This is a genomic window from Vibrio sp. 10N.247.311.13 (genome assembly GCF_041467595.1).
GTDB classification, from domain to species: Bacteria; Pseudomonadota; Gammaproteobacteria; order Enterobacterales; family Vibrionaceae; genus Vibrio; species Vibrio crassostreae_C.
This window is the reverse complement of sequence record NZ_JBFSUX010000006.1, coordinates 102111-128697: the sequence shown is the minus strand read 5'-3', so window position 1 is coordinate 128697 and position 26587 is coordinate 102111. Positions and strand designations below refer to the sequence as shown.

Annotated in this window: 24 protein-coding genes; 19 read left to right on the top strand and 5 right to left on the bottom strand. The window is 44.8% G+C overall.

Annotated elements, in window-relative coordinates; genetic code table 11:
* Positions 1-157: 157 nt before the first annotated feature.
* Positions 158-676: a GNAT family N-acetyltransferase gene (locus AB6E52_RS04660; protein WP_017060749.1), complete on the top strand. Its 519-nt coding sequence runs from the start codon at positions 158-160 to the stop codon at positions 674-676.
* Here the strand turns inward: AB6E52_RS04660 and AB6E52_RS04655 are convergent.
* Together AB6E52_RS04655 and AB6E52_RS04650 are read right to left on the bottom strand one after the other, a co-directional pair.
* Positions 642-950 (bottom strand): DUF3301 domain-containing protein, encoded by a 309-nt coding sequence (locus tag AB6E52_RS04655; protein WP_017060748.1) that lies wholly within the window; start codon positions 948-950, stop codon positions 642-644. The genes AB6E52_RS04660 and AB6E52_RS04655 overlap by 35 nt on opposite strands.
* 84 nt (positions 951-1034) lie before the next feature.
* Positions 1035-2075: a DUF3549 family protein gene (locus AB6E52_RS04650; RefSeq protein ID WP_102320141.1), complete on the bottom strand. Its 1041-nt coding sequence runs from the start codon at positions 2073-2075 to the stop codon at positions 1035-1037.
* Positions 2076-2162: 87 nt separating this feature from the next.
* Between AB6E52_RS04650 and AB6E52_RS04645 the strand changes: the two genes are divergently transcribed.
* On the top strand, positions 2163-2477 hold the full coding sequence (locus AB6E52_RS04645) for a YqcC family protein (protein WP_102320142.1): 315 nt from the start codon (positions 2163-2165) through the stop codon (positions 2475-2477).
* Complete coding sequence (gene truC / locus AB6E52_RS04640) at positions 2477-3226, top strand: tRNA pseudouridine(65) synthase TruC (protein ID WP_017060745.1); 750 nt, start codon at positions 2477-2479, stop codon at positions 3224-3226. Before AB6E52_RS04645 ends, truC begins: the two co-directional genes overlap by 1 nt.
* Positions 3227-3379: 153 nt before the next feature.
* Here the strand turns inward: truC and AB6E52_RS04635 are convergent, their stop codons facing one another.
* The 3 genes from AB6E52_RS04635 to map form a co-directional block, all read right to left on the bottom strand.
* The gene (locus tag AB6E52_RS04635; protein WP_004734354.1) at positions 3380-3763 is read right to left on the bottom strand and encodes a DUF3461 family protein; all 384 of its coding nucleotides are present in this window, start codon (positions 3761-3763) and stop codon (positions 3380-3382) included.
* A 181-nt stretch (positions 3764-3944) separates the two neighbouring features.
* The gene (glnD, locus tag AB6E52_RS04630) at positions 3945-6566 is read right to left on the bottom strand and encodes a bifunctional uridylyltransferase/uridylyl-removing protein GlnD (RefSeq protein WP_017060744.1); all 2622 of its coding nucleotides are present in this window, start codon (positions 6564-6566) and stop codon (positions 3945-3947) included.
* Between the two features lie 138 nt (positions 6567-6704).
* Entirely contained in the window at positions 6705-7583 is an 879-nt protein-coding gene (gene map / locus AB6E52_RS04625) for a type I methionyl aminopeptidase (protein WP_017060743.1), read from the bottom strand.
* A 457-nt stretch (positions 7584-8040) separates the two neighbouring features.
* Between map and rpsB the strand changes: the two genes are divergently transcribed.
* The 16 genes from rpsB (at position 8041) to dnaE (ending at position 26560) form a co-directional block, all read left to right on the top strand.
* Positions 8041-8772, top strand: coding sequence for a 30S ribosomal protein S2 (gene rpsB / locus AB6E52_RS04620; protein ID WP_032546326.1), 732 nt, complete (start codon positions 8041-8043; stop codon positions 8770-8772).
* Positions 8773-8913: 141 nt separating this feature from the next.
* Positions 8914-9759, top strand: a complete 846-nt coding sequence (tsf, locus tag AB6E52_RS04615) for a translation elongation factor Ts (RefSeq protein ID WP_017063361.1) — start codon at positions 8914-8916, stop codon at positions 9757-9759.
* Between the two features lie 161 nt (positions 9760-9920).
* The gene (gene pyrH, locus AB6E52_RS04610; protein ID WP_017060742.1) at positions 9921-10652 is read left to right on the top strand and encodes a UMP kinase; all 732 of its coding nucleotides are present in this window, start codon (positions 9921-9923) and stop codon (positions 10650-10652) included.
* 98 nt (positions 10653-10750) lie between these two features.
* Positions 10751-11308, top strand: coding sequence for a ribosome recycling factor (gene frr, locus AB6E52_RS04605; RefSeq protein WP_017060741.1), 558 nt, complete (start codon positions 10751-10753; stop codon positions 11306-11308).
* Positions 11309-11406: 98 nt separating this feature from the next.
* Positions 11407-12159: an isoprenyl transferase gene (locus AB6E52_RS04600; RefSeq protein WP_017063364.1), complete on the top strand. Its 753-nt coding sequence runs from the start codon at positions 11407-11409 to the stop codon at positions 12157-12159.
* A 15-nt stretch (positions 12160-12174) separates the two neighbouring features.
* Positions 12175-13017 (top strand): phosphatidate cytidylyltransferase, encoded by an 843-nt coding sequence (locus AB6E52_RS04595; protein WP_048612218.1) that lies wholly within the window; start codon positions 12175-12177, stop codon positions 13015-13017.
* Between the two features lie 51 nt (positions 13018-13068).
* Complete coding sequence (ispC, locus tag AB6E52_RS04590) at positions 13069-14277, top strand: 1-deoxy-D-xylulose-5-phosphate reductoisomerase (protein ID WP_102320143.1); 1209 nt, start codon at positions 13069-13071, stop codon at positions 14275-14277.
* Positions 14274-15632 (top strand): sigma E protease regulator RseP, encoded by a 1359-nt coding sequence (gene rseP, locus AB6E52_RS04585; RefSeq protein ID WP_102320144.1) that lies wholly within the window; start codon positions 14274-14276, stop codon positions 15630-15632. The genes ispC and rseP overlap by 4 nt, the downstream gene beginning before the upstream one ends.
* Positions 15633-15680: 48 nt before the next feature.
* Positions 15681-18086, top strand: coding sequence for an outer membrane protein assembly factor BamA (gene bamA, locus AB6E52_RS04580; protein WP_017069384.1), 2406 nt, complete (start codon positions 15681-15683; stop codon positions 18084-18086).
* 27 nt (positions 18087-18113) lie between these two features.
* Positions 18114-18614 carry an OmpH family outer membrane protein gene (locus tag AB6E52_RS04575; RefSeq protein ID WP_017056311.1) on the top strand — a complete coding sequence of 167 codons (501 nt, stop codon included), beginning with the start codon at positions 18114-18116 and terminating at the stop codon, positions 18612-18614.
* Between the two features lie 5 nt (positions 18615-18619).
* Positions 18620-19651, top strand: a complete 1032-nt coding sequence (gene lpxD / locus AB6E52_RS04570) for a UDP-3-O-(3-hydroxymyristoyl)glucosamine N-acyltransferase (protein ID WP_017063368.1) — start codon at positions 18620-18622, stop codon at positions 19649-19651.
* A 93-nt stretch (positions 19652-19744) separates the two neighbouring features.
* Positions 19745-20197 (top strand): 3-hydroxyacyl-ACP dehydratase FabZ, encoded by a 453-nt coding sequence (fabZ, locus tag AB6E52_RS04565; protein WP_009847408.1) that lies wholly within the window; start codon positions 19745-19747, stop codon positions 20195-20197.
* Between the two features lies 1 nt (position 20198).
* Positions 20199-20987, top strand: a complete 789-nt coding sequence (gene lpxA, locus AB6E52_RS04560; protein WP_017069381.1) for an acyl-ACP--UDP-N-acetylglucosamine O-acyltransferase — start codon at positions 20199-20201, stop codon at positions 20985-20987.
* Between the two features lie 129 nt (positions 20988-21116).
* On the top strand, positions 21117-22313 hold the full coding sequence (lpxB, locus tag AB6E52_RS04555; RefSeq protein ID WP_102320145.1) for a lipid-A-disaccharide synthase: 1197 nt from the start codon (positions 21117-21119) through the stop codon (positions 22311-22313).
* Between the two features lie 33 nt (positions 22314-22346).
* Positions 22347-22967 (top strand): ribonuclease HII, encoded by a 621-nt coding sequence (gene rnhB, locus AB6E52_RS04550; protein ID WP_102320146.1) that lies wholly within the window; start codon positions 22347-22349, stop codon positions 22965-22967.
* A 113-nt stretch (positions 22968-23080) separates the two neighbouring features.
* Entirely contained in the window at positions 23081-26560 is a 3480-nt protein-coding gene (gene dnaE / locus AB6E52_RS04545; RefSeq protein WP_017060732.1) for a DNA polymerase III subunit alpha, read from the top strand.
* Positions 26561-26587 lie beyond the last annotated feature (27 nt).

Genomic DNA, 26587 nt, shown 5'->3' with positions numbered 1-26587 from the left:
GCTTGTACGGTGGTGTGAGAGGACGGAGGCCGTGAGGCCTCCTCCTACTCGATTCCTAAGGCTTTTTCTCTATCTAGGGGCTCTCTTTAATTCAGGAGCTTTTATCTAAGCACGCGACATCTGCTTTTCTGCTAATGGTCAACACAAGGAGTGTTTTATGACGATAGCAACCTCAAGAACGCTGTTGGTACCTTATACCGAGCAGTTAGAACATGACTTTATCAAGTTGAATTGCTGCCCCATCAATCGTGCTGAAATGAACGGGCCGCATTCTATTGCCTCTGCAAAACACCTATTTCAAGAAATACTGAACGACAACGTTGGTTTTTGCCGAGCCATTATCCACAACCAAACCCGCGAATACCTCGGGCATTTGTTTGTTTCGTCTGAAGAAGGGAAGCATGAACTGGGATTTATTCTGGACAAGGAGTTTTGGAATCAAGGCCTTGCTAGTGAAGTGCTAAAACCTTTCTTTAGTTTGGTTTGTTTTGAAGAACACCTAACGAATGTTGTCGCGACCGTTAATGTTGGTCATAACCCATCAATTAAGTTACTTGAAAAGTTAGGCTTTGCATTTAAAGAGACCAAACAAGATCAGTTTGGCCCTTATCATGAATATAGTTATACCGCGTATTGCGACGTTACATTCTATGAGGCTGTAGCTCAAACCGCATAGAACGGAAGCCCACCATGGTCAGTTTCCCTTGGTACAGGTCATCACCTAACGCTGAAAACTCAAATTGATACACGGTGTGCCAGCGCCAAATGGTGGTGAGCTCATGGCGCATCTTAAGTTTATGACCACTAAAGGCAACACTTAATAGCTGTAAGTCGAGCTCTTTACATTTTCTCGCAATGGCAGCTTTCGCAAGCTCGGATTGCCTGCGCTGTTGCCAAAACAGAAAGCAAAAGAAGCACAGCATCAAAATAGCCAATAAGTTATCTATCATTTAATCCATACTTCCTTTTATCTCTCTCTTCCGTTCGTGATTTGAGCTTTTTGTTATGAGCTACTGAGCTGTTCTGTCTGGTATCTATTGCGACTTAGCCGCTTGTTGTAATTCTACAAGTGCATTGGCGAGTTCTGGTGATGGGTTCGAGTTCAATAATGGTAAAAATACCATTCTCAGTGTCGGAATCATCACTAAATCTGCAAATAACTGATTGAACAAGTTTTGGTTGCCCGTTTGTGCGAGACGCAGCAAGAACTGCTCAGCAATCGCAGGATCTTGCAGTGCGTGCCAGCTGCGACCAGCCAAACCAATCAATACTTCTTGGTGGCTTAAGCGCGGGCTAGCCAGAACTTGGTTAATTACGGCGTTGGTTGTACTTTGCTCTGCGCCAGAAAGGGCACGTACCAGTGCTGACAGTAAGAACAGATCTGGCTCTTGACTGTTAATCTCATTCTCTGCCATTTCTTGTAAGCGTTGAGCGAGCTTGTCATTGATTTGCGTATGCTCAAGCGCCCCGAGAGTCGCGTATAGAGGTTCTGAAGGCAGCTTATTCAATGCTTTGCGAATCGCGACACCATTTTGTTGGCTGCCTAAACGAGCACACATATCAGTGATGCCTTGTAGGCCAACGGTTTTCCAGTTGTCCCAGCCTAGATCGCCTGTGAAGTAGTGTTGAGCGTGTTCGTAGTATTGGCTCGTTGCAAGGTCTAAACCTGCTCTTACTTGGCTATGGAACACGGCCATTTTGTCTTCTGAAGGCTTGAAGGTATATGGGTTGTTTGACAGCTTTTGTTGTTGCTCTTCGCTGATCTCACCGTTCAAACGTGTGCCCATCGCTTCGATAACAAACTTAAGGAAATTGCCGACATCACCTTGATGTAATAGGCCTCTTTCGTCCAGTTTGAATTTTAGGAACCAGATCCAAGGTTGCTTGTGTTTGTTCCAGTAACTAATCGCTAAGTGAGCTTGTTTCTGAAGTGGAAATGGGTACGGCTGTTTCCCTTGCTCAACATCAGAGAATAAGGTGTTGTCGATCTTCTGAATACGGCGACCTAGGTCGTAGATATCGTACTGGCAACCGCTATTCTTTAGTAACTGAGTGAGCGTGTGAATCGTTTCCATAGTAATAAAGCTCCTAACTTTCTTTCCTAAATAGATGGTACTCTATGCCCCAATTTCAAGGTCACTAGATAAATAACTTGGTGAAAAATGACAGCAGCCACAAAGTTACCTCTTTTACTTCAACAACTAGAAGAACAAATGCGCCAATGTTCGCTATGGAGCACGCTTCCGCCTTCGGATGAAGCTCTGGCGAGCGTTGAACCTTTCGGGATTGATTCGTTACAACCGGAAGAGTGGTTGCAGTGGATCTTTATCGTTAAGATCAACGCAATGATGGATGCCCAAATGAGCCTACCGAGAGGCTTTGCGATTCATCCTTATTTTGGTGAAGTATGGAAAAATGAGGCAGATAAAGCTGAACTGCTAGTGACGATTCAGAGTATTGATGAGGTGTGTGCGTAATGTTAGAGATCATTTATCAAGATGAGTACTTTGTCGCGGTGAATAAGCCAGCCGGCATGCTAGTGCATCGTTCATGGTTGGATAAACACGAAACGCAATTTGTTATGCAGACATTGCGCGATCAAATTGGTCAGCATGTATTTCCATTACACCGCTTAGACAGACCGACATCGGGTGTGTTGGTGTTTGCGTTGTCGAGTGAGGTTGCTTCACAGGTGATGCCAATGTTCGCTAATCATGAGATGCAAAAAACCTATCATGCGATTGTCCGTGGTTGGATAGAAGAGGGCGATACGCTCGATTATGCACTTAAGGTTGAGCTGGATAAGATCGCAGATAAGTTCGCGAAAGAAGACAAAGAAGCGCAAGAGGCAGTGACAGTCTATGAACCGCTAGCAAAAGTAGAAGTGCCATATTCAACAGGACGCTTTCCTACGAGCCGCTACTGCTTGGTTGAGATGATGCCAAAGACAGGTCGCAAACATCAGCTGCGTCGTCACATGGCTCATCTAAGACATCCGATTGTCGGTGATACTTCACATGGTGATGGTAAGCACAATCGACTGTTCCGTGATGATTTAGATTCGCATCGTTTGTTGTTGCACGCTTCTGAGCTTCGCTTTATCCATCCTTTCACAAAAGAAGAGTTGGTGATGAAGGCCAACCTTGATGAAACTTGGCTAAGGTTGTTTGAAACCTTTGAGTGGGATACTAACTTAATCGATGCTCAAACTTGCTTGTCTAAGTAAGTCTCGCGTGTTTAGGCAATCTCCAGTCTAAGTGAATAGAGAAAATAGAATAAAAAACAAAGGGCTGATAGTGATATCAGCCCTTTTTGTATCTGTATAACCTTAACGGCATAACTAATGTTGGTTAGTTAACAGTAATAGTTAGTCGCGGGATCATTTTAGCTTTTCTAGATCAGCTTCGATCTCAGCGATCTTGCTTGATACCACTTTCTCTAGATGGCGTAAGTCGGTAAGGATCTTCTGCTTGACATCCACCTCAGCCGTTGGCGTCGGTTTGGTGATTTTGTTGAGTTCATCAATCACAAGAGTGAGGTTGCGGTTAATCTCTGTCACTTCTTTGTATTGATTATTGCCACCGCTAACAAGCACACTTTTTACTTGTCGTGGGTACTTAAATTTAACGCTTTTCGCGAATAGTTCCCCTTTCTGCTTACGAAAGTAAATCTTCAGGATATCTTTGTGCGCTTCTTGGCGAAGGGAGTAACGTTCAATCTGTTTAGGTTCGTGGATACCTAAGCCAGTGAGGTTTGGATACATAAGCGACCTCTAGGTTATGAATGTAATACTTTTATGTAATTGACTTGATCAATGTAGCAGCCTAACGACGAGCTAGATAGTTGATATCTGTGAATTGATTGTAAGTTGTGGGCAAGATCGCTCTCTATCTTTGCCCACACTTATTTGGTTATTAAACCTGTTTTTAGACTGAATTCGCTTTCTAAGGTGCGAGTTCAGAAACGTGCTCGGTTAATCGTTCTCTTAGTGCCTGTTCTTGTTCTTCAGACAGCCTTCCTCCCGCTTCACTGGTCAGAATAAACAGATCCTCTGCTCGCTCACCTATGGTGGTGATTTTGGCACCGTGCAAGTTGATGTCTAGCTCCGCAAAGGTTGCACCGACTTGAGCCAATAACCCCGGCGTATCAAGAGCTCTTAACTCCATCAAGGTACGTTTCTTGCTCTTGGTTGGTAGGAACTCAACTAAGGTTTTGACCTTAAAGTGTTGCAAGTTACGTGGCGTGCGACGCGTCTTAATCTTAGTCGGGCGGCCATCAGTCAATACATGAGTCAGATGTTTAGCAACGGCTTTGTGTCTTGCTTCATCAATCGCTTCGCCGTGCTGGTCTAGTACGATAAAGGTATCCAAAACATGACCATCTTTGCTAACCATGACCTGCGCGTCATGAACGTTAAAGTTACGTCTGTCGAGTTCGGCAACCACGGTCGCAAACAGTGCTGCTTGGTCTTTACAATAAACGAACACTTCTGTGCCACCGCGCGTCGCTTTCTTACTGATCAGCACTAACGGTTGGCTTGGGTCTTCTAGGCGAAGTAAGTGCTCACAGTGCCAAGCGATTTGTTTATGTGTGTGACGCAAGAAATAATCGGCCTTAAAGCGTTGCCACAACACTTCAATCTCACGAGCGGTGAAGCCTTCTTTACGCAGCAGTGCTGATGCCATTTGTTGGTTGTGACGAATACGGTCTCTGACATCGACAGGGTTTTCCAAGCCGCGGCGCAGTGCTCGCTGCGTTGAGTGGAACAGCTCAGCTAACAGGGTTCGTTTCCAACTGTTCCATAGCTCAGGGTTAGTCGCACAGATATCGGCAACGGTTAAACAAACCAGTAGCTCGAGTGATTCTTCATCACGCACTTTTTTGGCGAATTCGGTGATCACATCTGGGTCGTAGATATCACGACGTTGAGCCGTTACTGACATCAATAGGTGATTTTGTACCAACCACGCGACTTGTTTGGCTTCAGGCTTCGATAGCCCGTGTTCAATACAGAAAGAGTAAGCCTCAACCGCACCTATCTCAGAGTGGTCTCCGCCGCGGCCTTTGCCGATGTCATGGAAGATAGCGGCAAGGATCAGCAACTCTTTCTTCTGTACTCGAGGATAGACTTCACAGCAGATAGGGTGCTTATCGTGGTTTTCGATTTGACCAAAGCGGTTGATGTGCTTGAGCAGGCGGATACTGTGCTCATCCACGGTGTAAACATGGAATAGGTCAAACTGCATCTGACCAACGATCTGGCTCCACTGCGGTAAGTACGCAGAGAGCACGCCCAATTTGTGCATTAAGCTAAAGGCTTTGTGCAGGGCATTAGGGTGGCGAACTAGATCCATGAACTTGTCACGAGCTTCAGGAATGGTATGCAGGAATCGGTTCAATCGACGGCGTGCCGTACGCAGTTGTCGCAATGTTGGTGGACTTACCCCTTCGATAGTCGAGTCATTGGCGATATGGATGAACATATCGAGAATGGTTTCTGGTCTTGCTTGGAATAGGGCAGGCTTGCGCGCTTCGATCAACGAACCTCGACGTTGGAAATCACTATCGAGAATTTCAGCGTCTTGGGTTTGACCGCCATTGATGATCGCTTGATCGAACAGCTTAAGCAGCATCTTATTCAGTTCAGCAACACGACGAAGGGTTCGGTAGAACTCTTTCATCATCATCTCAACACCACGGTTTCCTTCACCCGTATAACCCAGATGTTCAGCGACTTGAGCTTGATGCGCGAACGTTAAACGGTTGTCGTAACGGCGCAGTTCAATATGCAATGCAAAGCGAACACGCCATAAAAAATCTTGGCACTCAACGAGCTCACGATATTCAGCATCGGTCAGAAAGCCGTATTTGCTCATCTCTAACAAAGAGGTCGCGCCGAAGTGGCGACGCGCAACCCAGCTCAGGGTATGGATGTCTCTGAGCCCTCCCGGAGTCGATTTGATGTCCGGTTCTAAATTATAGGTGGTGTCGTGGTAGCGAGCATGACGCTCTCTCTGTTCTTGAATCTTGGCTTTGTAAAACGTCTCACTTGGCCAAAATGAATCGGAATGAATCTTCAGTTTTAGTTCTTGGAAAGTGTCTTCACTACCACATAACAATCGCGACTCTTGTAGGTTGGTCGCGACGGTTAAATCATCGGTGCCGATATCGAGACACTCAGTAATAGTTCGCACAGCATGGCCAACTTCGAGCTTTAAATCCCAAAGTAGAGTAATGAATTGACTGACCTTTTCACCAAGAGCTGGTGGTAGTGTTTTTTGCGAGACAATGAGAATATCAATGTCAGACAAAGGATGCAGTTCGCCACGACCATAACCACCCACTGCGACAAGTGAAATATGAGGCAGTTTGTTGAATCCGAAATTTTCCCACAAACGATTGAGAAGTAAATCCATGTATTCGGAGCGCAGTAGAACCAAATCGGTGACGGGATGGTGGTTCAGAAATTCATTTTTTTGATACTGCGTGAAGATCTCGAGCTGATTTTTTAATTCGCAGATTTCAATTTGTTCGTCATTGAACGTAAGAGGGCATTGATAAGGCATAGTCAGCTATCCGTGCAAGCAAATGAGAATAGTAAACAATTTAACAGAAGCTGATGGAAAATCGAAATTGAGTGGATAAAAAATATCCTCGACAATGCGAGGATATTTTTAAAAGGCTGATGCGCTCAGTTCGGTGAACTAAGCGTTCTTCATGATACGTGGGATTGTATCATCGCTGCGCAGTGTTAGTACTTCACAACCAGTATCAGTTACAACCAGAGTGTGCTCCCATTGAGCCGAGTTCTTGCTGTCTGCTGTGTATACTGTCCAGCTATCTTCGTCATCAAGACGACAGCCAAACTTACCCGCGTTGATCATTGGCTCGATAGTGAAGCACATGCCTGCTTTTAGCACGGTGCGATCGCTGTTCTTGTAGTGAACTACTTGTGGATCTTCGTGGAATTCAGAACCAATGCCGTGACCACAGTAATCTTTAACAATAGAGAACTTAGCGCGTGGGTTGTTCTTGTTGTTTGTTTTGATGTACTTCTCGATAGCAGTACCGATTTGACCAAGTTGAACACCTGGCTTAACTTGGCGCATGCCTTCGTAAAGTGCTTCTTGAGCAACCATGCACAGACGCTTGTTTGCAGGTGAAACCTCACCCACTAGGAACATCTTAGAGGTGTCACCGTGGTAGCCTTGAGGGCGAGTACTAAGATCGGCATTTGCGTCATCAGGGATGATAACTGTGATATCAACGTTCAGAATGTCGCCATCTTTGAGTACCGCAGGTTTGAATTGACCTGTGCTACCCGTCTCGTCTTGTGACGCGGGAATGCCGTGACACACAATATGATTGATAGACGTACAGATAGACTTAGGGAAACCGTGGTAATCGAGTGGCGCAGAGTATGCACCTCTTTCTAGAGCGTACTCATGACAAAGCGTATTGAGCTCTTCCGTCGTGGTACCCACTTGGATGTGAGGTTCGATCATCTCAATAATGTCAGCGGCCAGCTTGCCGGCGACGCGCATTTTTTCAATTTCTTCAGCAGTTTTAATTTTTACAGCCATTGCATATCTCTTAATTTGGTAGCACCTAAGTGTGCATATTGGGGCTATTCTATCAGTGCAGCAATTTAGCGCAACATTACCATGTCCGTACAATACTGGAGGATACTGTTAACGTGATTAAATAATGTTCGGTTAACAGATGCAGAACCTGCTTGATATAGACACTATTTTATAGAGAAAATTTACCTTTAGAGAACAGTATAGCAGTCGCCATTTTTAGAATTTTTTCTAGCCATAGATAGACAAAATATGGTATAAAGCGCGCCGGACATCAGGACTGTTTTCTCCAATTGGCGAAACAAGCTTTATGTCCACTAACTTATTTCTTTAAATCACACACATTCCGACACATGTTCCGGGGTGCCTCAACAACACAGATAACGGCTGAAAAGTGGTTAGTTGTTAGGGGTCGGATTCATGGGGGATGTGGAGGCCTAACCCCATAGAGGATTTTAAAATGGCAACTGTATCAATGCGCGATATGCTTAAAGCTGGTGTTCACTTCGGTCACCAAACTCGTTACTGGAACCCAAAAATGAAGCCATTCATCTTTGGTGCTCGTAACAAAGTACATATCATCAACCTAGAAAAAACTGTACCAATGTTCAACGAAGCTCTAGCAGAAATCGCTAAAGTTGGTGAGAAGAAAGGTAAAGTTCTTTTCGTTGGTACTAAGCGCGCTGCATCTGAAGCTGTTAAAGAAGCTGCTGTAAACAGCAACCAGTTCTACGTTAACAACCGCTGGTTAGGCGGTATGCTAACGAACTACAAAACTGTTCGTCAGTCTATCAAGCGTCTGAAAGAACTTGAAGCGCAAGCTCAAGACGGTACTTTCGACAAGCTAACTAAGAAAGAAGCTCTAATGCGCACTCGTGAAATGGAGAAGCTAGAGAAGTCTCTTGGTGGTATCAAGAACATGGGCGGCCTACCAGACGCTCTATTCGTAATCGATGCTGATCACGAACACATCGCAGTTAAAGAAGCAAACAACCTAGGTATCCCAGTTTACGCTGTAGTTGATACTAACTCTAACCCAGACGGCGTTGACTTCGTTATCCCAGGTAACGACGATGCAATCCGTGCAGTACAGCTTTACCTAAACGCTGCTGCAGACGCGGTTAAAGAAGGTCGTAACAAAGACGTTGCTGCTGTAGCTGCTGAAAAAGATGGTTTTGTAGAAGCTGAATAATAGCGGCTCTGAATCACGCTTGGCTTAGCTAATATAGATTTTGAAATCTTTATTAAATGTAAGCTAAGTTATAGTTAGATCGGGGGCCTCATTTTGGCCCCTGATTTTTACCTTATTTTCGAATCAACCGAGGAATAGAGAATGGCAACTGTAACTGCTGCTCTAGTTAAAGAACTTCGCGAGCGCACTGGCGCTGGCATGATGGAATGTAAGAAAGCGCTTGTAGAAGCAAACGCTGACATCGAACTAGCAATTGAAAACATGCGTAAATCTGGCGCAGCGAAAGCAGCTAAGAAAGCTGGTAACGTTGCTGCTGAAGGCGCAATCATCATCAAAGAAGAGAACGGTGTAGCTGTTCTTCTTGAAGTTAACTGCCAAACTGACTTCGTAGCAAAAGATGCTAGCTTCACTGCGTTTGCAGAAGAAGTTGCAGCTGCAGCAGTAGCTTCTAAAGCTTCTGTAGAAGAGCTACAAGCACAGTTCGAAGAAACTCGCGTTGCTCTAGTTGCTAAAATCGGCGAAAACATCAACATCCGTCGCGTAGCTTACGTTGAAGGTGCTGCACTAGCTTCTTACCGTCACGGTGAGAAAATCGGTGTTGTTGTAGCTGGTGAAGGCGAAGCTGAAACTCTTAAGCACGTTGCTATGCACGTTGCTGCTTCTCGTCCTGAGTTTGTTAACCCAGAAGACGTACCAGCAGACGTAGTTGCTAAAGAGAAAGAAGTTCAAGTTGAAATCGCTATGAACGAAGGCAAGCCTCAAGAGATCGCTGAGAAAATGGTTATCGGCCGTATGAAGAAATTCACGGGCGAAATCTCTCTAACTGGTCAAGCTTTCATCATGGAACCTAAGAAAACTGTTGGCGAAATCCTTAAAGAAAAAGGCGCTGCAGTATCTAACTTCGTACGTCTAGAAGTTGGTGAAGGTATCGAGAAAGCTGCTGAAATGAGCTTCGCTGACGAAGTTGCAGCGGTACAAAAAGGTTAATCCTTAGCGTATTGTTTGAAAAAAGACCGTGGCAAATGCTGCGGTCTTTTTATGAATAGTGAACTATTTTTGAAGGCAACGTTAGTGGTTATGAATGCAAACTGACTTACTCAGTTTTTATCCATGACTGTTAATCATCAACTCTTTGGAAGGTAAACTCCATGACTACGAACCCTAAACCAGTGTATCAACGTATTCTGTTAAAACTTAGCGGTGAAGCGCTACAAGGCGAAGAAGGTTTTGGTATTGACCCAACGATCCTTGATCGTATGGCTCAAGAAGTAAAAGAATTGGTTGAACTAGGCGTTCAAGTTGGTGTTGTTATCGGTGGCGGTAACTTGTTCCGTGGTGCTGGTCTTGCTGAAGCTGGCATGAACCGCGTTGTTGGTGACCACATGGGTATGCTTGCAACAGTAATGAACGGCCTTGCTATGCGTGACGCGCTGCACCGTGCTTACGTAAACGCACGTGTAATGTCTGCAATTCCTCTAAAAGGCGTGTGTGACGATTACAACTGGGCAGACGCAATCAGCCAACTACGTCAAGGTCGCGTTGTGATCTTCTCTGCTGGTACGGGTAACCCATTCTTCACTACGGATTCTGCTGCATGTCTACGTGGTATCGAAATCGAAGCTGACGTAGTTCTAAAAGCGACAAAAGTAGATGGTGTATTTACTTCTGACCCTGTAGCAAACCCAGACGCAGAGTTGTATGATACGTTGTCTTACAACACGGTTCTTGATAAAGAACTTAAAGTAATGGACTTGGCTGCATTTACGCTAGCACGTGATCACAAAATGCCAATCCGTGTATTTAACATGAATAAACCAGGCGCACTACGTCGCGTGGTTATGGGTGAAACTGAAGGTACATTAATCAGCGACGCTGACTAATTTTTCGGGCTTACTGAAGTGTAGTACCTTGGTAAGCTTATCCTTATCACTCCAAATAAAAAGCTTTCTTGAAGAAAGAACATAATCAAGGTGAAATTGTGATTAACGAAATCAAAAAAGACGCTCAAGAGCGCATGGTAAAAAGTGTTGATGCACTAAAAAACAGCCTGCAAAAGATTCGTACAGGCCGTGCGCACCCGAGCCTACTTTCTGGTCTTACTGTTGAGTACTACGGTGCTCCAACGCCTTTGACTCAAGTAGCTAACGTTATCGCTGAAGATGCACGTACACTAGCTATTACAGTGTTTGATAAAACGCTGACTCCTCTAGTTGAAAAAGCAATCCTGACATCTGACCTAGGCCTAAACCCTATGTCTGCGGGTACAGTTATCCGTGTTCCACTTCCACCGCTAACGGAAGAGCGTCGTAAAGACCTAGTTAAAATCGTTCGTGGCGAAGCTGAAGGTGGCCGTGTTGCTATCCGTAACATCCGTCGTGACGCGAATGGCGATCTAAAAGCACTTCTTAAAGATAAAGAAATCTCTGAAGATGAAGATCGTAAAGCACAAGACGAAATTCAAAAGCTAACTGACGCTGCGGTTAAGAACGTAGACGAAGTCCTAGCTGTTAAAGAAAAAGAGTTGATGGAAGTTTAATTTTCCATATTCTTTTCTTTCCGGAAAAACGCTGTACTCACGGTGCAGCGTTTTTTTATGCTACTCTGTTCGACTATTAGAATTTGATTCACTCTTTTATGCATAATTCTCAAGCGTTCACAGACTCTCTTCCTAAACACATTGCTATCATTATGGATGGTAATGGTCGCTGGGCAAAAGCTCAGGGCAAGCCTCGCGTCTTTGGCCATAAAAACGGTGTTCAAGCCGTTCGTAAAACTATCTCTTCTGCAGCCAGACTTGGCATTAAAGCCGTTACTCTTTTTGCATTTAGTAGCGAAAACTGGCGTCGTCCTGAAGAAGAAGTCGGTATCTTGATGGAACTGTTTATTTCAGTGCTGTCGAGTGAAGTAAAAAAGCTTCATAAAAATAATCTACAACTTCGTGTTATTGGTGATAAAAGTCGTTTCAATGATCGACTACAAAAGAAGATAGAAGAAGCGGAAGCTTTGACTAGCACCAATACTGGTATGGTTATTAATATTGCAGCTAACTACGGCGGTAAGTGGGATATCCAGCAAGCAATGACCTCTATTGCTCAACAGGTAAAGTCTGGCGATATTAATGTAGATGACATTGATGAAGCTATGATTACACAGCACCTGACAATGGCAGATATTCCTGAAGTCGATCTACTTATTCGTACCAGTGGCGAATGCCGCATTAGTAATTTTATGCTTTGGCAGTTGGCTTACGCCGAAATGTATTTCACTGAACAATTCTGGCCAGACTTTAATGAAGACAGCTTAGTAGAAGCTGTGACTTGGTTTGTTAACCGTGAGCGTCGTTTTGGATGCACCGGTGAGCAAATTAAAGCTCTGATGGACAGTTAATAAGGATTTTTTGGTTTGAAACAACGAATTATTACGGCGTTGATTTTAGCTCCCCTAGTTATTCTAGGTATTTTCGAGTTATCACTTCCTACATTTATTCTTTCACTAGCGGTAATCTCGCTATTGGGTTTTTGGGAGTGGACTCAGTTTGTTGAAAGCAAATCGCGTTATTTAGCGTTGATTCCAACGGTTGTGGTTAGTGCTGCAAGTTTTGCTTTTATCCCTTTTGATGCATTTAGCCTTAATAACTTGTCTACTGCTCACTACGCCATTCTAACGATTGGCTCGATTTGGTGGGTAATCGCGAGTGGCATGGCGGTGACTTATCCTAAGTCTATGCCTGCATGGAAAGACTCTTCTCTTCTTCGTCACGCCTTTGGTGTGCTGACTCTGCTGCCATTCTTTTGGAGTGTGGTTATCCTGCGTGCTAACGGTATCGATGCTGATCCTTACCATGGTGCGAAACTGGTGATGTTTGTTTGCTTGCTTGTTTGGGCGGCGGACAGCGGTGCTTATTTTTCAGGAAAGAGTTTTGGTAAGCGTAAAATGGCACCAGCGGTAAGCCCGAATAAGACGATTGAAGGTCTTATTGGTGGCATTATTACTGCGGTGATCGTGGCTTGGATCTTTGCTGACTTGTTTGACATCCAATTCACAAGCCCACTTCACATGATTGTTATTACCCTTGTGACCGTTGTTATTTCTGTTCTAGGTGACCTTGTTGAAAGCATGTTTAAGCGTGTTTCTGGGGTGAAAGACAGCAGTAATCTGATTCCTGGTCATGGTGGTATACTAGATAGAATAGATAGCTTAACGGCTGCATTCCCTGTCTTTGCTCTGCTTTATTTAGCATTCTAATAAAAAAGGGCAGTGATTCTGCCCTTTATTACATTTCTACGGTCATATGTGATGCGAAATCTAACTATCCTTGGCGCCACCGGCTCAATTGGTGCAAGTACACTAAAAGTCGTTGAGCAAAACCCAGATCTCTATTCAGTGGTTGCACTAGCTGCAGGCTCGAATGTTGAAAAGATGCTGGCGCTAGTTGAAAAGTGGCAACCAAGCTATGTTGCTATGGCTTGCCCTGATGCAGCGTCTCAACTGACTGAAGTGTTGTCCGCGAGTTACCCTAACGTAAAAGTGCTTTCAGGCACTGAAGGCATGTGTCAGGTTGCTTCTCTAGAGGAAGTGGACACGGTAATGGCTGCGATTGTTGGTGCCGCTGGTTTACTTCCTACTATGTCGGCGGTTAAAGAGGGCAAGCGTATCTTGCTTGCAAACAAAGAAGCTTTGGTGATGTCTGGGCAGTTGTTTATCGACGCCGTGGAAAAATACGGTGCAGAGCTGCTTCCTGTCGATAGCGAGCATAATGCTATTTTCCAATGCCTTCCGCAGAACGTACAAACTAACCTAGGCCGCTGTGACCTTGAAGAAAACGGCATTAACCATATTCTTCTGACTGGTTCTGGTGGTCCTTTCCGTTATACCGATGTGGCTGAACTCGAATCAGTGACTCCTGAACGCGCAATTGCACACCCTAACTGGTCTATGGGTCCTAAGATCTCGGTCGATTCTGCGACTATGATGAATAAAGGGCTAGAGTACATTGAAGCGAAATGGCTATTTAATGCTTCTCAGGAACAGTTAAAGGTCATCATTCATCCACAGTCTGTGATTCACTCGATGGTTCAGTACAAGGATGGCTCTGTACTTGCTCAAATGGGCGAACCAGATATGGCAACGCCAATCGCTTTGACGATGTCTTACCCTAATCGTACCGAGGCGGGTGTTAAGCCTTTAGACTTTACTAAAGTGGGTGAGCTTACCTTCTTAGAACCAGATTTCAGTCGTTACCCGTGTTTGAGGTTAGCGATTGAAGCGTGCTACTTAGGTCAGCATGCGACAACAGCCATTAATGCAGCAAACGAGATCGCGGTCGATGCTTTCTTGAACAATCAGGTGAAGTTTACCGATATTGCTGTCATTAACGAACACGTTATGAGCAAAGTATGTGAACAACATAACTCTGAGGGTTTAGATAGCTTGGAAAGCCTTCTCGAGCTCGATAATATGTCTCGTCAAATAGCCATTCAATTTATTAAAGAGCAGCTAGCATGAGTGGAATTCTGTGGAACTTCGCATCTTTTATCGTAGCGCTTGGCATTCTGGTTGCTGTTCATGAGTTTGGACACTTCTGGGTCGCTCGTCGTTGTGGTGTGAAAGTTGAAAAATTCTCGATTGGTTTCGGTAAATCAATCTGGAGTAAAGTGGGCCGTGATGGTACTGAATACAGCTTGTCAGTGATTCCACTGGGCGGCTACGTTAAGATGCTCGATGGTCGTGTTGACGATCTTTCTGAAGATCAACAGCAATACGCTTTCGACAAGAAGCCGCTTTGGAAACGAACGGCGATTGTGGGTGCAGGCCCTGCATTCAACTTTATCTTTGCGGTGTTCGCGTATTGGTTAGTATTTTTGATTGGCGTACCCGCGGTTAAGCCCGTGATTGGTGAAGTCACTCCACAATCTATTGCTGCACAAGCCGGAATTGAAACTGGAATGGAACTTAAATCTATTTCAGGAATCAAAACCGCAGATTGGGAATCAGTCAATATGGGGTTGATATCGCACATTGGTGATCAATCCATGACAGTGACGGTTGCTTCTCAAGACGACATCGGCTTTGAGCAACAAATGACATTGGATATTTCAGACTGGTCGTTCAACCCAGAAACTGAATCTGCAATGACAACGCTGGGCTTTAGACCGTATTCTCCAGAGATATCGACCGTACTGGCTCAAATCATTGATGACGGTGCGGCATACGATGCAGGGGTAGAAGCTGGCGACAAAATTGTTGAGATTAATGGGCAGCCTATTGAACAGTGGCAGTCGGTTGTTGAGTTAATTCGTGCTAATCCAATGACATCATTGGACTTGGTCGTATTGCGAAATGGTGCCGAGCAGTCATTGGTTATGACACCAAAAAGTCGAGAGCTTTCTGATGGTTCGACAATCGGCTATGCAGGTATTGCTCCGGAAGTCGCAGAATGGCCAGAAGATTATCGCTTTGAGTTACAATTTGGTGTAATTGAGTCTGTAGGAAAAGCATTTGATAAAACAGGTCAAATCATTGGATTGACACTGACAATGCTTAAGAAGCTCATCGTTGGTGATGTTGGCTTAAACAACTTGAGTGGCCCTATTTCAATCGCTAAAGGTGCAGGTACAACCGCCGATTATGGTCTGGTTTACTTCTTGGGCTTTTTGGCTCTGATTAGTGTTAACTTAGGGATTATTAACTTGGTTCCGCTGCCTATGCTTGATGGCGGACATTTGCTGTTTTTCGCTATTGAGGCCGTTACTCGTAAACCGGTACCTGAGAAAGTTCAGGAAATGGGATACAGAGTGGGAGGGGCAATCCTCTTCTCATTGATGGCTCTGGCAATATTTAACGATTTTACTCGTCTGTGAATGGTTTCTCACAGGCATTGGTAGTAGCAAGGAATAATTAGAATAAGTATGGCGATTAAGCAAATTCTGTTCGCAAGTCTATTGGCCACTAGTGTGGCTGCGAACGGAGCACAAAACTTTGTAGTTCAAGATATCAAGATCGAAGGTTTACAGCGTGTTGCACTTGGTGCAGCTCTACTGAAAATGCCAGTACGTATTGGCGATGAAGTGGATGAAAGCGATGTGTCTGAGATCATTCGTGCATTGTATGCTTCGGGCAACTTTGAGGACGTTAAAGTACTTCGTGATGAAGGTGTATTGATTGTTCAAGTTCAAGAACGACCGACCATCGCAAGCATCTCATTCTCTGGTAATAAAGCGATTAAAGAAGAACAGCTTCAGCAGAACCTAGATGCGTCTGGTGTTCGTGAAGGTGAAGCCCTTGACCGTACTACGCTGAGTAACATTGAAAAAGGCCTTGAAGATTTTTACTACAGTGTTGGTAAGTACAACGCGACAGTAAAAGCGGTTGTGACACCTCTGCCACGTAACCGTTCTGACCTTAAGTTTGTGTTTACTGAGGGCGTATCCGCTAAGATTCAGCAAATCAACTTTATCGGTAATGAAGTCTTCTCTGACTCTGAACTGCTTAGTCGTTTCAATCTGAATGTTGATGTTGCATGGTGGAATTTCCTTGCGGATGAAAAATACCAAAAGCAAGTATTAGCCGGTGATATCGAAGCGCTGAAATCTTACTACCTTGACCGTGGTTACCTTAAGTTTAAGGTTGACTCTACGCAGGTGGCGATCTCTCCAGACAAAAAAGGTGTTTACATCACGCTTGGCCTCGATGAAGGCGAAGCCTACACCGTTAAAGATGTCTCTTTCCGTGGTGAATTAATCGGTCGTGAGGCTGACTTCGAAGCGTTAGTGCCATTCGAAGACGGCGATACGTACAACGGTTCTTCGGTAACGTCTTTGGAAGAGAACGTAAAACGAATTCTTGGTGAATCTGGCTACGCGTACCCACAAGTTCGCACGATTCCTGAATTTGACGATGAGACCAAAGAAGTGTCGTTGGTTATCAATGTAGAAGCGGGCAGCCGTATCTATGTTCGTGATATTCGATTCACGGGTAACAACTCAACGAAAGACGAAGTACTGCGTCGTGAAATGCGTCAAATGGAAGGCAGCTGGCTTAACTCTAAGTCCATTGATACCGGTAAGAGCCGTCTTAACCGTTTAGGTTTCTTTGAAACGGTTGATGTACAAACAGTGCGTGTTCCTGGCAGTGAAGACCAAGTTGATTTGGTTTACAACGTTAAGGAAGCGAACTCAGGCAGTATCAACTTTGGTGTCGGCTACGGTACTGAATCTGGTGTGAGTTTCCAAGTTGGCCTGCAACAAGACAACTTTGCGGGCTCTGGTAACCGTGTTGGCGTAAGTGCCATGATGAACGATTACCAAAAAAACGTGAGCTTAGACTACCGTGACCCATACTGGAACCTGGATGGTGTGAGCTTAGGCGGTAAGATCTTCTACAACGAATTTGAAGCCTCTGAAGCGGGCATCGTCGACTATACCAACCAAAGTTATGGTACGAGCTTAACCTGGGGTTTCCCTATGGATGAGCTGAACCGCATTGAGTTCGGTGTTGGCTATACGCACAACAAGATCGGTAACGTACCGACTTATATCCAGGTTGAACAGTTTGCGAGAAGTATCGACCAATACGGTGATGAGCACATCTTAACTGATGACTTCGATATCAATATTTCATGGACGCGTAACAATTTGAACCGTGGTTTCTTCCCAACTGAGGGTAACCACCAACGTGCTTTCGCTAAAATGACGGTACCAGGCTCTGATGCTCAGTACTTCAAAATGCAGTACGATGTAAAACATTACATCCCGCTGACCAAAAAGCATGAGTTCACACTATTGATGCGCGGCCGATTAGGCTATGGTAATGGTTATGGTCAAACAGATGGTAACGATAACTTGTTCCCATTCTACGAGAACTACTACGCAGGTGGTTTTACAACCCTACGTGGTTTTGGCTCTAACTCAGCTGGCCCGAAAGCCGTTTACGGCAGCAGCACAGGTAATAACCCAACCTATGATACCGCTACTGATGATTCAGTGGGTGGTAACGCGGTTGCCTTAGCAAGCTTAGAGTTAATTGTACCAACGCCGTTTGCTTCTGATGAAGCGCGCAGCCAAATTCGTACCAGTGTCTTCTTCGACATGGCAAGTGTATGGGATACCGAGTTCGTAGACCGTGGCGCACCTAACAGTGGCGGCCAGTACTACTACGATTACTCTGATCCAACAAATTACCGTTCATCTTATGGTGCAGCCCTTCAATGGATGTCACCGATGGGCCCACTGGTTTTCTCTCTAGCGAAACCAATTAAAGTTTACGAAGGTGATGATGAGGAATTCTTCACATTCACCATTGGTAGAACTTTCTAATATTTAAAGGACAATATTTTGAAAAATATGATTAAAGCAGCAGGTTTAGGCCTTGTAGTTCTTAGCTCTTCTTTCTTTGCAACAGCTGCTGAAGCTGCGCAAAAAGTGGGTTATGTAAACACTGCACAAGTATTCCAGGCTCTACCTCAGCGTGAAGTTGTTCTTCAAAAAATGCAGGAAGAGTTCAAAGACAAAGCAGCTGAGCTACAGAGCATTCAAGCTGAAGCTAAAACGAAGATTGAAAAGCTTAAGCGTGATGGCGAGCTACTAGGTCCTGACGAAGTTGAGAAGCTACGTATCGAAGTAGGCCAACTAGACAGCAAGTACAAAATCAAAGCTCAAGCACTAGAAAAAGCAAGCCAACGTCGTGAAGCACAAGAGAAGCAGAAGCTATTCAAAGTGATTCAAGATGCTGTAACGAAAGTTGCAGAGAAAGAAGGCTACGACATGATCGTTGATATTCAAGCTCTGCAATACGGCAAGCCAGAATACAACATCTCTGAGAAAGTAATTAAAGCACTGAAATAAGTTTTATGAAGAATCTGACTTTAGCCGAATTGGCAACGATTACCGGGGGAGAGCTACACGGAGATGGTACAATTACCGTTTCAGCAGTCGCTCCGATGGATAAAGCGCAAGAAGGTAACATTACGTTCCTTTCTAACGTGAAGTACAGCAAGCACCTAGGTGACTGTAAAGCGTCCGCTATTATGGTTAAAGAGAGTGAGCGTCAACTGTGCAAGACTAACGTGATTGTGGTTAATGACCCTTATGTTGCTTTTGCTAAAGTTGCTCAAGCGCTTGATACTACTCCTGCTCCCGCAGCGGCTATTGCTGATTCTGCTTCAATCTCTAGCGAAGCAACCATTGGACAAAATGTGTCTATTGGCGCGAACGCTGTGATTGAGTCTGGTGTAGTACTTAGTGATGATGTGATCATCGGTGCTGGTTGCTTTATTGGTAAAAATGCAAAAATTGGCGCAGGCACTAAGCTGTGGGCTAACGTAAGTGTTTACCATGAAGTTGTGATTGGTGAAGGATGTCTGATCCAATCAAGTACTGTTATTGGCTCTGATGGCTTTGGCTATGCGAACGAGAAAGGTGAGTGGGTTAAGATCCCGCAAGTGGGTTCTGTTCGCATTGGTAACCGCGTAGAAATCGGCGCGTGTACTACCATTGACCGTGGTGCATTAGATGACACAATCATTGAAGATAACGTTATCTTAGATAACCAACTTCAAATTGCTCACAATGTTCACATCGGATATGGTTCTGCTCTTGCGGGTGGTACTATCATCGCAGGCAGCACGACGATAGGTAAGTACTGTATTATTGGTGGCGGCAGTGTGATTAATGGTCACATTGAAATCGTTGATGGCGTTACAATCACCGGTATGGGGATGGTAATGCGCAGCATCACTGAGAAAGGCATGTACTCTTCAGGTATTCCTTTACAGCCAAATAAAGATTGGCGTAAAACAGCAACGCGTGTTCATCGAATTGATGAAATGAACAAGCGTTTGAAAACTGTTGAAAAACTTATCGAGAAGAGCGCGGAATCATAATTCCAGCATTTCTAATAAAAGGCTCGCGTACAGCGAGTCTTTTTCGTTTATAATCCTTCTAATTAAATAAAGAATATATATAGGAATACGACTTTGACTACTGAACAGACAACGATGAACATTACTGAAATTCAGGAACTATTACCTCATCGCTACCCATTCTTAATGGTTGATCGTGTGACTAGCTTTGAAAAAGAAAAAACACTGACTGCGATTAAGAATGTCTCTGTTAACGAACCTCAGTTCACAGGCCACTTCCCACAACTTCCTGTATTCCCAGGCGTGTTGATCTTAGAAGCAATGGCACAAGCAACAGGCCTTCTAGCATTTAAATCTTTTGGTGCGCCTTCTGGCAACGAGCTTTACTACTTTGCAAGTGTTGATAAAGCAAAATTCCGTAAGCCAGTAGTACCTGGTGACCAACTGGTTATCGAAGTTGAATTCTTAAAAGAACGTCGTGGCATCGCATCGTTTAATGGTGTTGCTAAGGTTGACGGCGTAGTTGTATGTTCAGCTGAACTTAAATGTGCTCGTAGAGAGTTTTAATATGATTCATGAAACAGCGAAAATTCACCCGGCAGCAGTAATCGAAGGTGATGTAACTATCGGTGCTAACGTGACGGTTGGGCCTTTCACTTACATTGCTGGTAACGTGACAATTGGTGACGACACTGAAGTGATGTCGCACGTTGTGATCAAAGGTCACACAACCATTGGTAAAGAAAACCGTATCTTCCCACACGCTGTTATCGGTGAAGAAAACCAAGATAAGAAATACGGCGGCGAAGACACAACAGTTGTGATCGGTGATCGCAACGTAATTCGTGAAGCGGTTCAAATCCATCGTGGTACGGTTCAAGACAAAGCAACCACAGTGATTGGTGATGACAACTTACTTTGTGTTAATGCTCACGTAGCGCACGATGTTATTGTTGGTAACCACACTCACATTGGTAACAACGCTATTCTTGGCGGTCATGTAACGGTTGGCGACTACGCTGGTGTTATGGCACTTTCTGCGATTCACCCATTCTGCTCAATTGGTGCTTACGCATACATCGGTGGCTGTTCTGCAGTTGTTCAAGATGTACTGCCGTACGTGCTTGCACAGGGTAACCACGCGGCTCCATTCGGCCTTAACCTAGTAGGCTTGAAGCGTAACGGATTTGAGAAACCTGAAATTCGTGCACTACAGAAAGCGTACAAAGAGCTATACCGTTCAGGTAAAACACTTGAAGAAGCGAAAGCGGCTTTAGTGGAAATGGCAAAAGAGTTTACTTCGGTAGTTCCTATGCTTGAAATGCTAGAGAACTCTGAGCGCGGTATTATTCGTTAATACTCGATGTGGTTATGTACCAATCCGCGTAAGTATGACAATAATTACTTAATCAGATTGGTATAACAAAAAGATCGCTAATCATTAGGCGATCTTTTTTGTTTTAGGCAAGAAGGGAATTGGAAAACTATGGCACAGCAAGAAACAGCAACCAACAGCACGGACTTTGTTTCGATTGAACCACTGCGCGTAGGTATCGTTGTCGGAGAACTCTCTGGTGACACGCTTGGCGAAGGTTTTATCAAAGCAATCAAATCGCAGTACCCGAACGCTGAATTCGTGGGTATTGGCGGACCAAAAATGAAGGCGCTTGGTTGTGAGTCTCTTTTCGAGATGGAAGAGCTGGCTGTCATGGGCTTAGTTGAAGTACTTGGCCGTTTACCTCGCTTATTAAAAGTGAAAGCAGAGCTGGTAAAGTATTTCACTCAAAACCCACCCGATGTCTTTGTCGGTATCGATGCGCCTGACTTCAACCTAAGACTTGAACTCGATCTTAAGAACGCCGGCATTAAAACGGTTCATTACGTGAGCCCTTCCGTGTGGGCTTGGCGTCCTAAACGTATCTTTAAAATCGACAAAGCAACCGACTTGGTTTTGGCCTTCCTGCCATTTGAGAAAGCGTTTTATGATAAATACAACGTTGCCTGTGAATTTGTTGGTCACACGTTAGCTGATGCTATTCCTTTAGAACCAAGCAAACAAGATGCACGTGAGCTGTTAGGCTTAGATCAAGACAAGCAATGGTTAGCTGTATTGCCGGGTAGTCGTGGTGGTGAGATGGGTTTGATTGCTCAACCATTTATCGAAACTTGCCAACGTATCAAGCAGAAGTATCCGGATATCAATTTTGTTGTTGCGCTCGTTAACGAACAGCGTAAAAAGCAGTTTACTGAAATCTGGCAATCGACCGCACCTGAGCTTGAATTCACGTTAGTCGAAGATACGGCAACCAACGTGATTACCGCCGCTGATTCTGTGCTCTTGGCTTCAGGTACCGTGGCTCTTGAATGTATGTTGCTTAAACGCCCTATGGTGGTTGGTTACAAAGTAAATAAGCTGACGGGTTACATTGTTAAGAAATTGGCGATCACTGAGTTTGTGTCACTGCCGAATATTTTGGCTGGTGAAGAGATCGTGAAAGAGCATATTCTTGAAGAGTGCCACCCAGACTTTTTGTTCCCGTCTGTCGATAAAATGCTATCAGCCGATAACAGTGCCTTGATCGAACGCTTTACCGAGATGCATCACTGGATCCGTAAAGACGCAGACAAACAAGCCGCTAACGCAGTATTGAAATTGATTGACCGACCTTTTGTTGAAGCATAAAGCGCTTACTTACAGAATATTAAGAGATTAGTTATGGCAGTAAAAGAGAAAAAAGAGCTTCCTCCATTTGAATACCCGCAAGGCTACCAGCTGTTTGCTGGCGTGGATGAAGTAGGACGTGGCCCTTTGGTTGGCGACGTGGTGACTGCTGCGGTTATCCTCGATCCAAACAACCCAATCGAAGGCTTAAACGATTCAAAAAAACTGTCTGAGAAAAAGCGCCTTGCTCTGCTTCCTGAAATTAAAGAGAAAGCATTGGCGTGGTCGGTTGGTCGTTGTTCACCACAAGAAATTGATGAGTTGAACATCCTGCAGGCAACCATGGTCGCCATGCAGCGCGCTATCGCTGGGTTGAGCGTTCAGCCTGACATGGCACTGATCGATGGTAACCGTGTTCCTCAACTTCCAATGGACGGTCTGGCTATTGTAAAGGGCGATTTACGAGTAGCAGAGATCAGTGCGGCGTCTATTATCGCAAAAGTCGTTCGTGACCAAGAGATGGAAGATCTTGATAAACTTCATCCAGAGTTTGGTTTTGCTAAGCATAAAGGTTACCCGACCAAAGCGCATTTCGAAGCGATTGAAAAACATGGTGTAACCGAGCATTACCGCAAGAGCTTTAAGCCAGTAAAACGTATTCTTGGTATAGATTAGAGCTTTACGTTAACTAGAGCTTGGCATCTAATAAAGTTGCTAACTTGTATTAGAAAAAAATAGAATACACACAGTTGTAATCCTAGGCCTAAACCTAGAACTCAGGAAAAATAATGTCAGATCCAAAATTTGTTCACCTACGCGTACACAGTGATTTTTCGATGGTGGATGGCCTATCTAAGGTGCCACCATTAGTTAAAAAAGTCGCTGAAATGGGTATGCCTGCTCTAGCATTGACCGACTTTACTAACCTATGTGGCTTGGTGAAATTTTACGGTACTGCCCATGGGTGTGGGGTTAAGCCAATTATTGGTGCTGACTTCTTGATGCAGTCTCCGGATTTTGGCGATGAATTAACCAAGCTCACTGTTATTGCAACGAATAATAAAGGTTATAACAACCTAACATTATTGATTTCAAAAGCTTACCTTCGTGGTCATGTTCAACATCAGCCTGTTATTGATAAAGAGTGGCTGATTGAACATGCCGAAGGCCTGATTCTTCTATCGGGAGCAAAAGAGGGTGAGATTGGTAAGGCGCTGCTGAAAGGCAATCGAGAGTTGGTTGCAAGCAGCGTTGAGTTTTACAAAACACATTTCGCAGACCGTTTTTATTTGGAGCTCATTCGTACTGGGCGCCCGGATGAAGAGTCTTATCTGCACTTTGCGCTAGAGCTTGCTGAACAAGAAGACCTGCCTGTTGTCGCGACCAACGAAGTGGTTTTCATTTCTGAAGACTTGTTTGATGCCCATGAAATTCGTGTGGCGATTCACGACGGTTTTACAATGGTTGATCCACGTCGACCGAAAAACTATAGCTCACAACAATACTTGCGTAGTGAAGAAGAGATGTGTGAGTTGTTCTCAGACATCCCTGAAGCACTGGAAAACAGTGTCGAAATTGCTAAGCGTTGTAACGTAACAGTTCGACTGGGCGAATACTTCTTACCTAACTTCCCAACGGAAGGTTTGGCGATTGAAGACTTCTTGATTAAAAAATCAGAAGAAGGCCTTGAGCGTCGTTTAGCGTTTCTATTCCCTGATGAGAAAATTCGAGCTGAACGCAGACCTGAATACGATGAGCGACTCAAGATTGAGCTCGAAGTTGTTAACAACATGGGTTTCCCAGGTTACTTCTTGATCGTAATGGAGTTCATCCAGTGGTCAAAAGACAACGATGTGCCAGTAGGTCCTGGCCGTGGTTCTGGTGCCGGCTCTCTAGTCGCTTACGCCTTGGATATCACCGATCTCGATCCACTTGAATACGATCTACTTTTCGAACGTTTCTTGAACCCAGAACGTGTATCCATGCCCGATTTCGATATCGACTTCTGTATGGATAAGCGTGACCAAGTTATTGATCACGTGGCTGAAATGTACGGTCGTGATGCCGTTTCTCAGATCATCACCTTTGGTACCATGGCGGCAAAAGCGGTAATCCGCGATGTAGGCCGTGTATTGGGCCACCCGTTTGGTTTCGTCGATCGAATTTCAAAGCTTGTACCGCCAGACCCGGGTATGACGCTAGAGAAAGCATTCCTTGCTGAACCTGCATTGCCAGAGCTTTACGATGGCGATGAAGAAGTTCGTGAGCTGATTGATAAGTGTCGCATCCTTGAAGGTTGTACGCGAAATGCCGGTAAGCACGCAGGTGGTGTTGTTATCTCACCCACCACGATCACCGATTTTGCGCCAATCTATGCCGACGCAGAAGGTAACTTCCCAGTAACGCAGTTCGATAAGAATGACGTTGAAACGGCTGGCTTGGTTAAGTTCGACTTCTTGGGGCTGCGTACCCTGACCATCATCGACTGGGCGTTAGGCCTAGTGAATCCACGTTTGAAGAAAGAGGGGAAAGAACCGGTTCGTATCGAGTCGATTCCTCTTGATGACCAAGCGTCATTTAACCTATTACAAAATTCTGAAACCACCGCGGTATTCCAGCTGGAATCGCGTGGTATGAAAGACCTGATCAAACGTCTACAACCGGACTGTTTTGAAGATATTATCGCATTGGTAGCCTTGTTCCGTCCGGGTCCTCTGCAATCAGGCATGGTAGATAACTTTATCGACCGTAAGCACGGCCGAGAAGCGGTTTCATACCCAGATGAAACGTGGCAGCACGAATCGCTTAAAGAGACACTAGAACCTACGTACGGCATCATCCTGTACCAAGAACAGGTAATGCAAATCGCACAGATCCTCGCTGGTTATACGCTTGGCGGAGCGGATATGTTGCGTCGTGCGATGGGTAAGAAAAAGCCAGAAGAGATGGCAAAGCAGCGTGGTACCTTTAAAGAGGGCGCTGAAGCCAATGGTGTTGATGGCGAACTGGCCATGAAGATCTTTGACTTGGTAGAGAAATTTGCGGGCTACGGCTTTAACAAATCTCACTCGGCCGCATACGCACTGGTTTCTTATCAAACGCTATGGCTGAAAACGCACTACCCAGCGGAATTTATGGCTGCGGTAATGACAGCGGATATGGATAACACCGAGAAGGTTATCGGCCTTGTTGATGAATGTTTCCGTATGAAGCTCAAGCTTTTACCACCAGATATCAACTCAGGTTTATACCGTTTCAATGTGGATGAAGATGGCGCGATTGTTTATGGCATCGGTGCGATCAAAGGGGTCGGTGAAGGCCCTATTGAAGCGATCATTGAAGCGCGAAATAAAGGCGGTTACTTTAAAGACTTATTCGACTTCTGTGCACGCCTTGATCTGAAGAAGGTCAACAAACGTGTTATCGAAAAGTTGATTCTATCCGGAGCCTTAGATAGATTAGGTCCTCACCGAGCGGCAATGATGGCATCTTTGAAAGATGCGGTGAAGGCGGCGAGTCAACATCACCATGCCGAGTCTTTTGGTCAATCTGATATGTTTGGCGTGTTGACCGACGCTCCGGAAGAGGTTGAACACAAGTATACCCAAGTGCCTAAATGGCCTGAGAAGGTTTGGCTTGAAGGTGAACGTGAAACGCTTGGTTTGTATTTAACGGGTCACCCGGTTAACGCTTACATCAAAGAGTTAGCGAAATACACTAGCTGTCGTTTGAAAGATGCCACGCCAACGCGTCGTGACCAATCACTAACAATTGCAGGCTTGGTGATTGCTGCGAGAGTGATGACGACGAAGCGCGGCACGCGAATTGGTTTGATGACACTTGATGACCGTTCGGGCCGAATGGAAGTGATGTTGTTCTCGGATGCGCTCGATCGCTACGCAGAATTGCTCGAAAAAGACAAAATTGTGGTCGTTTCCGGACAGGTCAGCTTTGATGATTTCAATGGCGGGCTTAAAATGTCCGCGCGCGAGGTCATGGACTTAGGAAGCGCCCGTGAGAAATATGCTCGTGGGGTGTCGATATCTATCGACCAATCCCAAATTAACGGTCAATTTTTTGAACGCTTTAGTCAAATCTTAGAACCTTATAGAGCCGGAACGGTCCCAGTCAATGTATACTACCAGCGTGCCGACGCTAGAGCGCGGTTAACATTGGGCACAGAATGGCGCGTGACGCCAAGTGATACATTACTAGACGAATTAAAACAGCTGCTTGGAAATAGCCAAGTAGAACTCGAATTTAACTAAAATTTAGCTTCGCGAATGCGGAGCTGA

Excerpts from the sequence above, each read along its gene's own strand:
- AB6E52_RS04660 (WP_017060749.1), top strand. The coding sequence starts at position 158 with ATGACGATAGCAACCTCAAGAACGCTGTTGGTACCTTATACCGAGCAG.
- AB6E52_RS04655 (WP_017060748.1), bottom strand. The coding sequence starts at position 950 with ATGATAGATAACTTATTGGCTATTTTGATGCTGTGCTTCTTTTGCTTT.
- AB6E52_RS04650 (WP_102320141.1), bottom strand. The coding sequence starts at position 2,075 with ATGGAAACGATTCACACGCTCACTCAGTTACTAAAGAATAGCGGTTGC.
- AB6E52_RS04645 (WP_102320142.1), top strand. The coding sequence starts at position 2,163 with ATGACAGCAGCCACAAAGTTACCTCTTTTACTTCAACAACTAGAAGAA.
- truC (WP_017060745.1), top strand. The coding sequence starts at position 2,477 with ATGTTAGAGATCATTTATCAAGATGAGTACTTTGTCGCGGTGAATAAG.
- AB6E52_RS04635 (WP_004734354.1), bottom strand. The coding sequence starts at position 3,763 with ATGTATCCAAACCTCACTGGCTTAGGTATCCACGAACCTAAACAGATT.
- glnD (WP_017060744.1), bottom strand. The coding sequence starts at position 6,566 with ATGCCTTATCAATGCCCTCTTACGTTCAATGACGAACAAATTGAAATC.
- map (WP_017060743.1), bottom strand. The coding sequence starts at position 7,583 with ATGGCTGTAAAAATTAAAACTGCTGAAGAAATTGAAAAAATGCGCGTC.
- rpsB (WP_032546326.1), top strand. The coding sequence starts at position 8,041 with ATGGCAACTGTATCAATGCGCGATATGCTTAAAGCTGGTGTTCACTTC.
- tsf (WP_017063361.1), top strand. The coding sequence starts at position 8,914 with ATGGCAACTGTAACTGCTGCTCTAGTTAAAGAACTTCGCGAGCGCACT.
- pyrH (WP_017060742.1), top strand. The coding sequence starts at position 9,921 with ATGACTACGAACCCTAAACCAGTGTATCAACGTATTCTGTTAAAACTT.
- AB6E52_RS04600 (WP_017063364.1), top strand. The coding sequence starts at position 11,407 with ATGCATAATTCTCAAGCGTTCACAGACTCTCTTCCTAAACACATTGCT.
- ispC (WP_102320143.1), top strand. The coding sequence starts at position 13,069 with ATGCGAAATCTAACTATCCTTGGCGCCACCGGCTCAATTGGTGCAAGT.
- rseP (WP_102320144.1), top strand. The coding sequence starts at position 14,274 with ATGAGTGGAATTCTGTGGAACTTCGCATCTTTTATCGTAGCGCTTGGC.
- bamA (WP_017069384.1), top strand. The coding sequence starts at position 15,681 with ATGGCGATTAAGCAAATTCTGTTCGCAAGTCTATTGGCCACTAGTGTG.
- AB6E52_RS04575 (WP_017056311.1), top strand. The coding sequence starts at position 18,114 with ATGATTAAAGCAGCAGGTTTAGGCCTTGTAGTTCTTAGCTCTTCTTTC.
- lpxD (WP_017063368.1), top strand. The coding sequence starts at position 18,620 with ATGAAGAATCTGACTTTAGCCGAATTGGCAACGATTACCGGGGGAGAG.
- lpxA (WP_017069381.1), top strand. The coding sequence starts at position 20,199 with ATGATTCATGAAACAGCGAAAATTCACCCGGCAGCAGTAATCGAAGGT.
- lpxB (WP_102320145.1), top strand. The coding sequence starts at position 21,117 with ATGGCACAGCAAGAAACAGCAACCAACAGCACGGACTTTGTTTCGATT.
- rnhB (WP_102320146.1), top strand. The coding sequence starts at position 22,347 with ATGGCAGTAAAAGAGAAAAAAGAGCTTCCTCCATTTGAATACCCGCAA.
- dnaE (WP_017060732.1), top strand. The coding sequence starts at position 23,081 with ATGTCAGATCCAAAATTTGTTCACCTACGCGTACACAGTGATTTTTCG.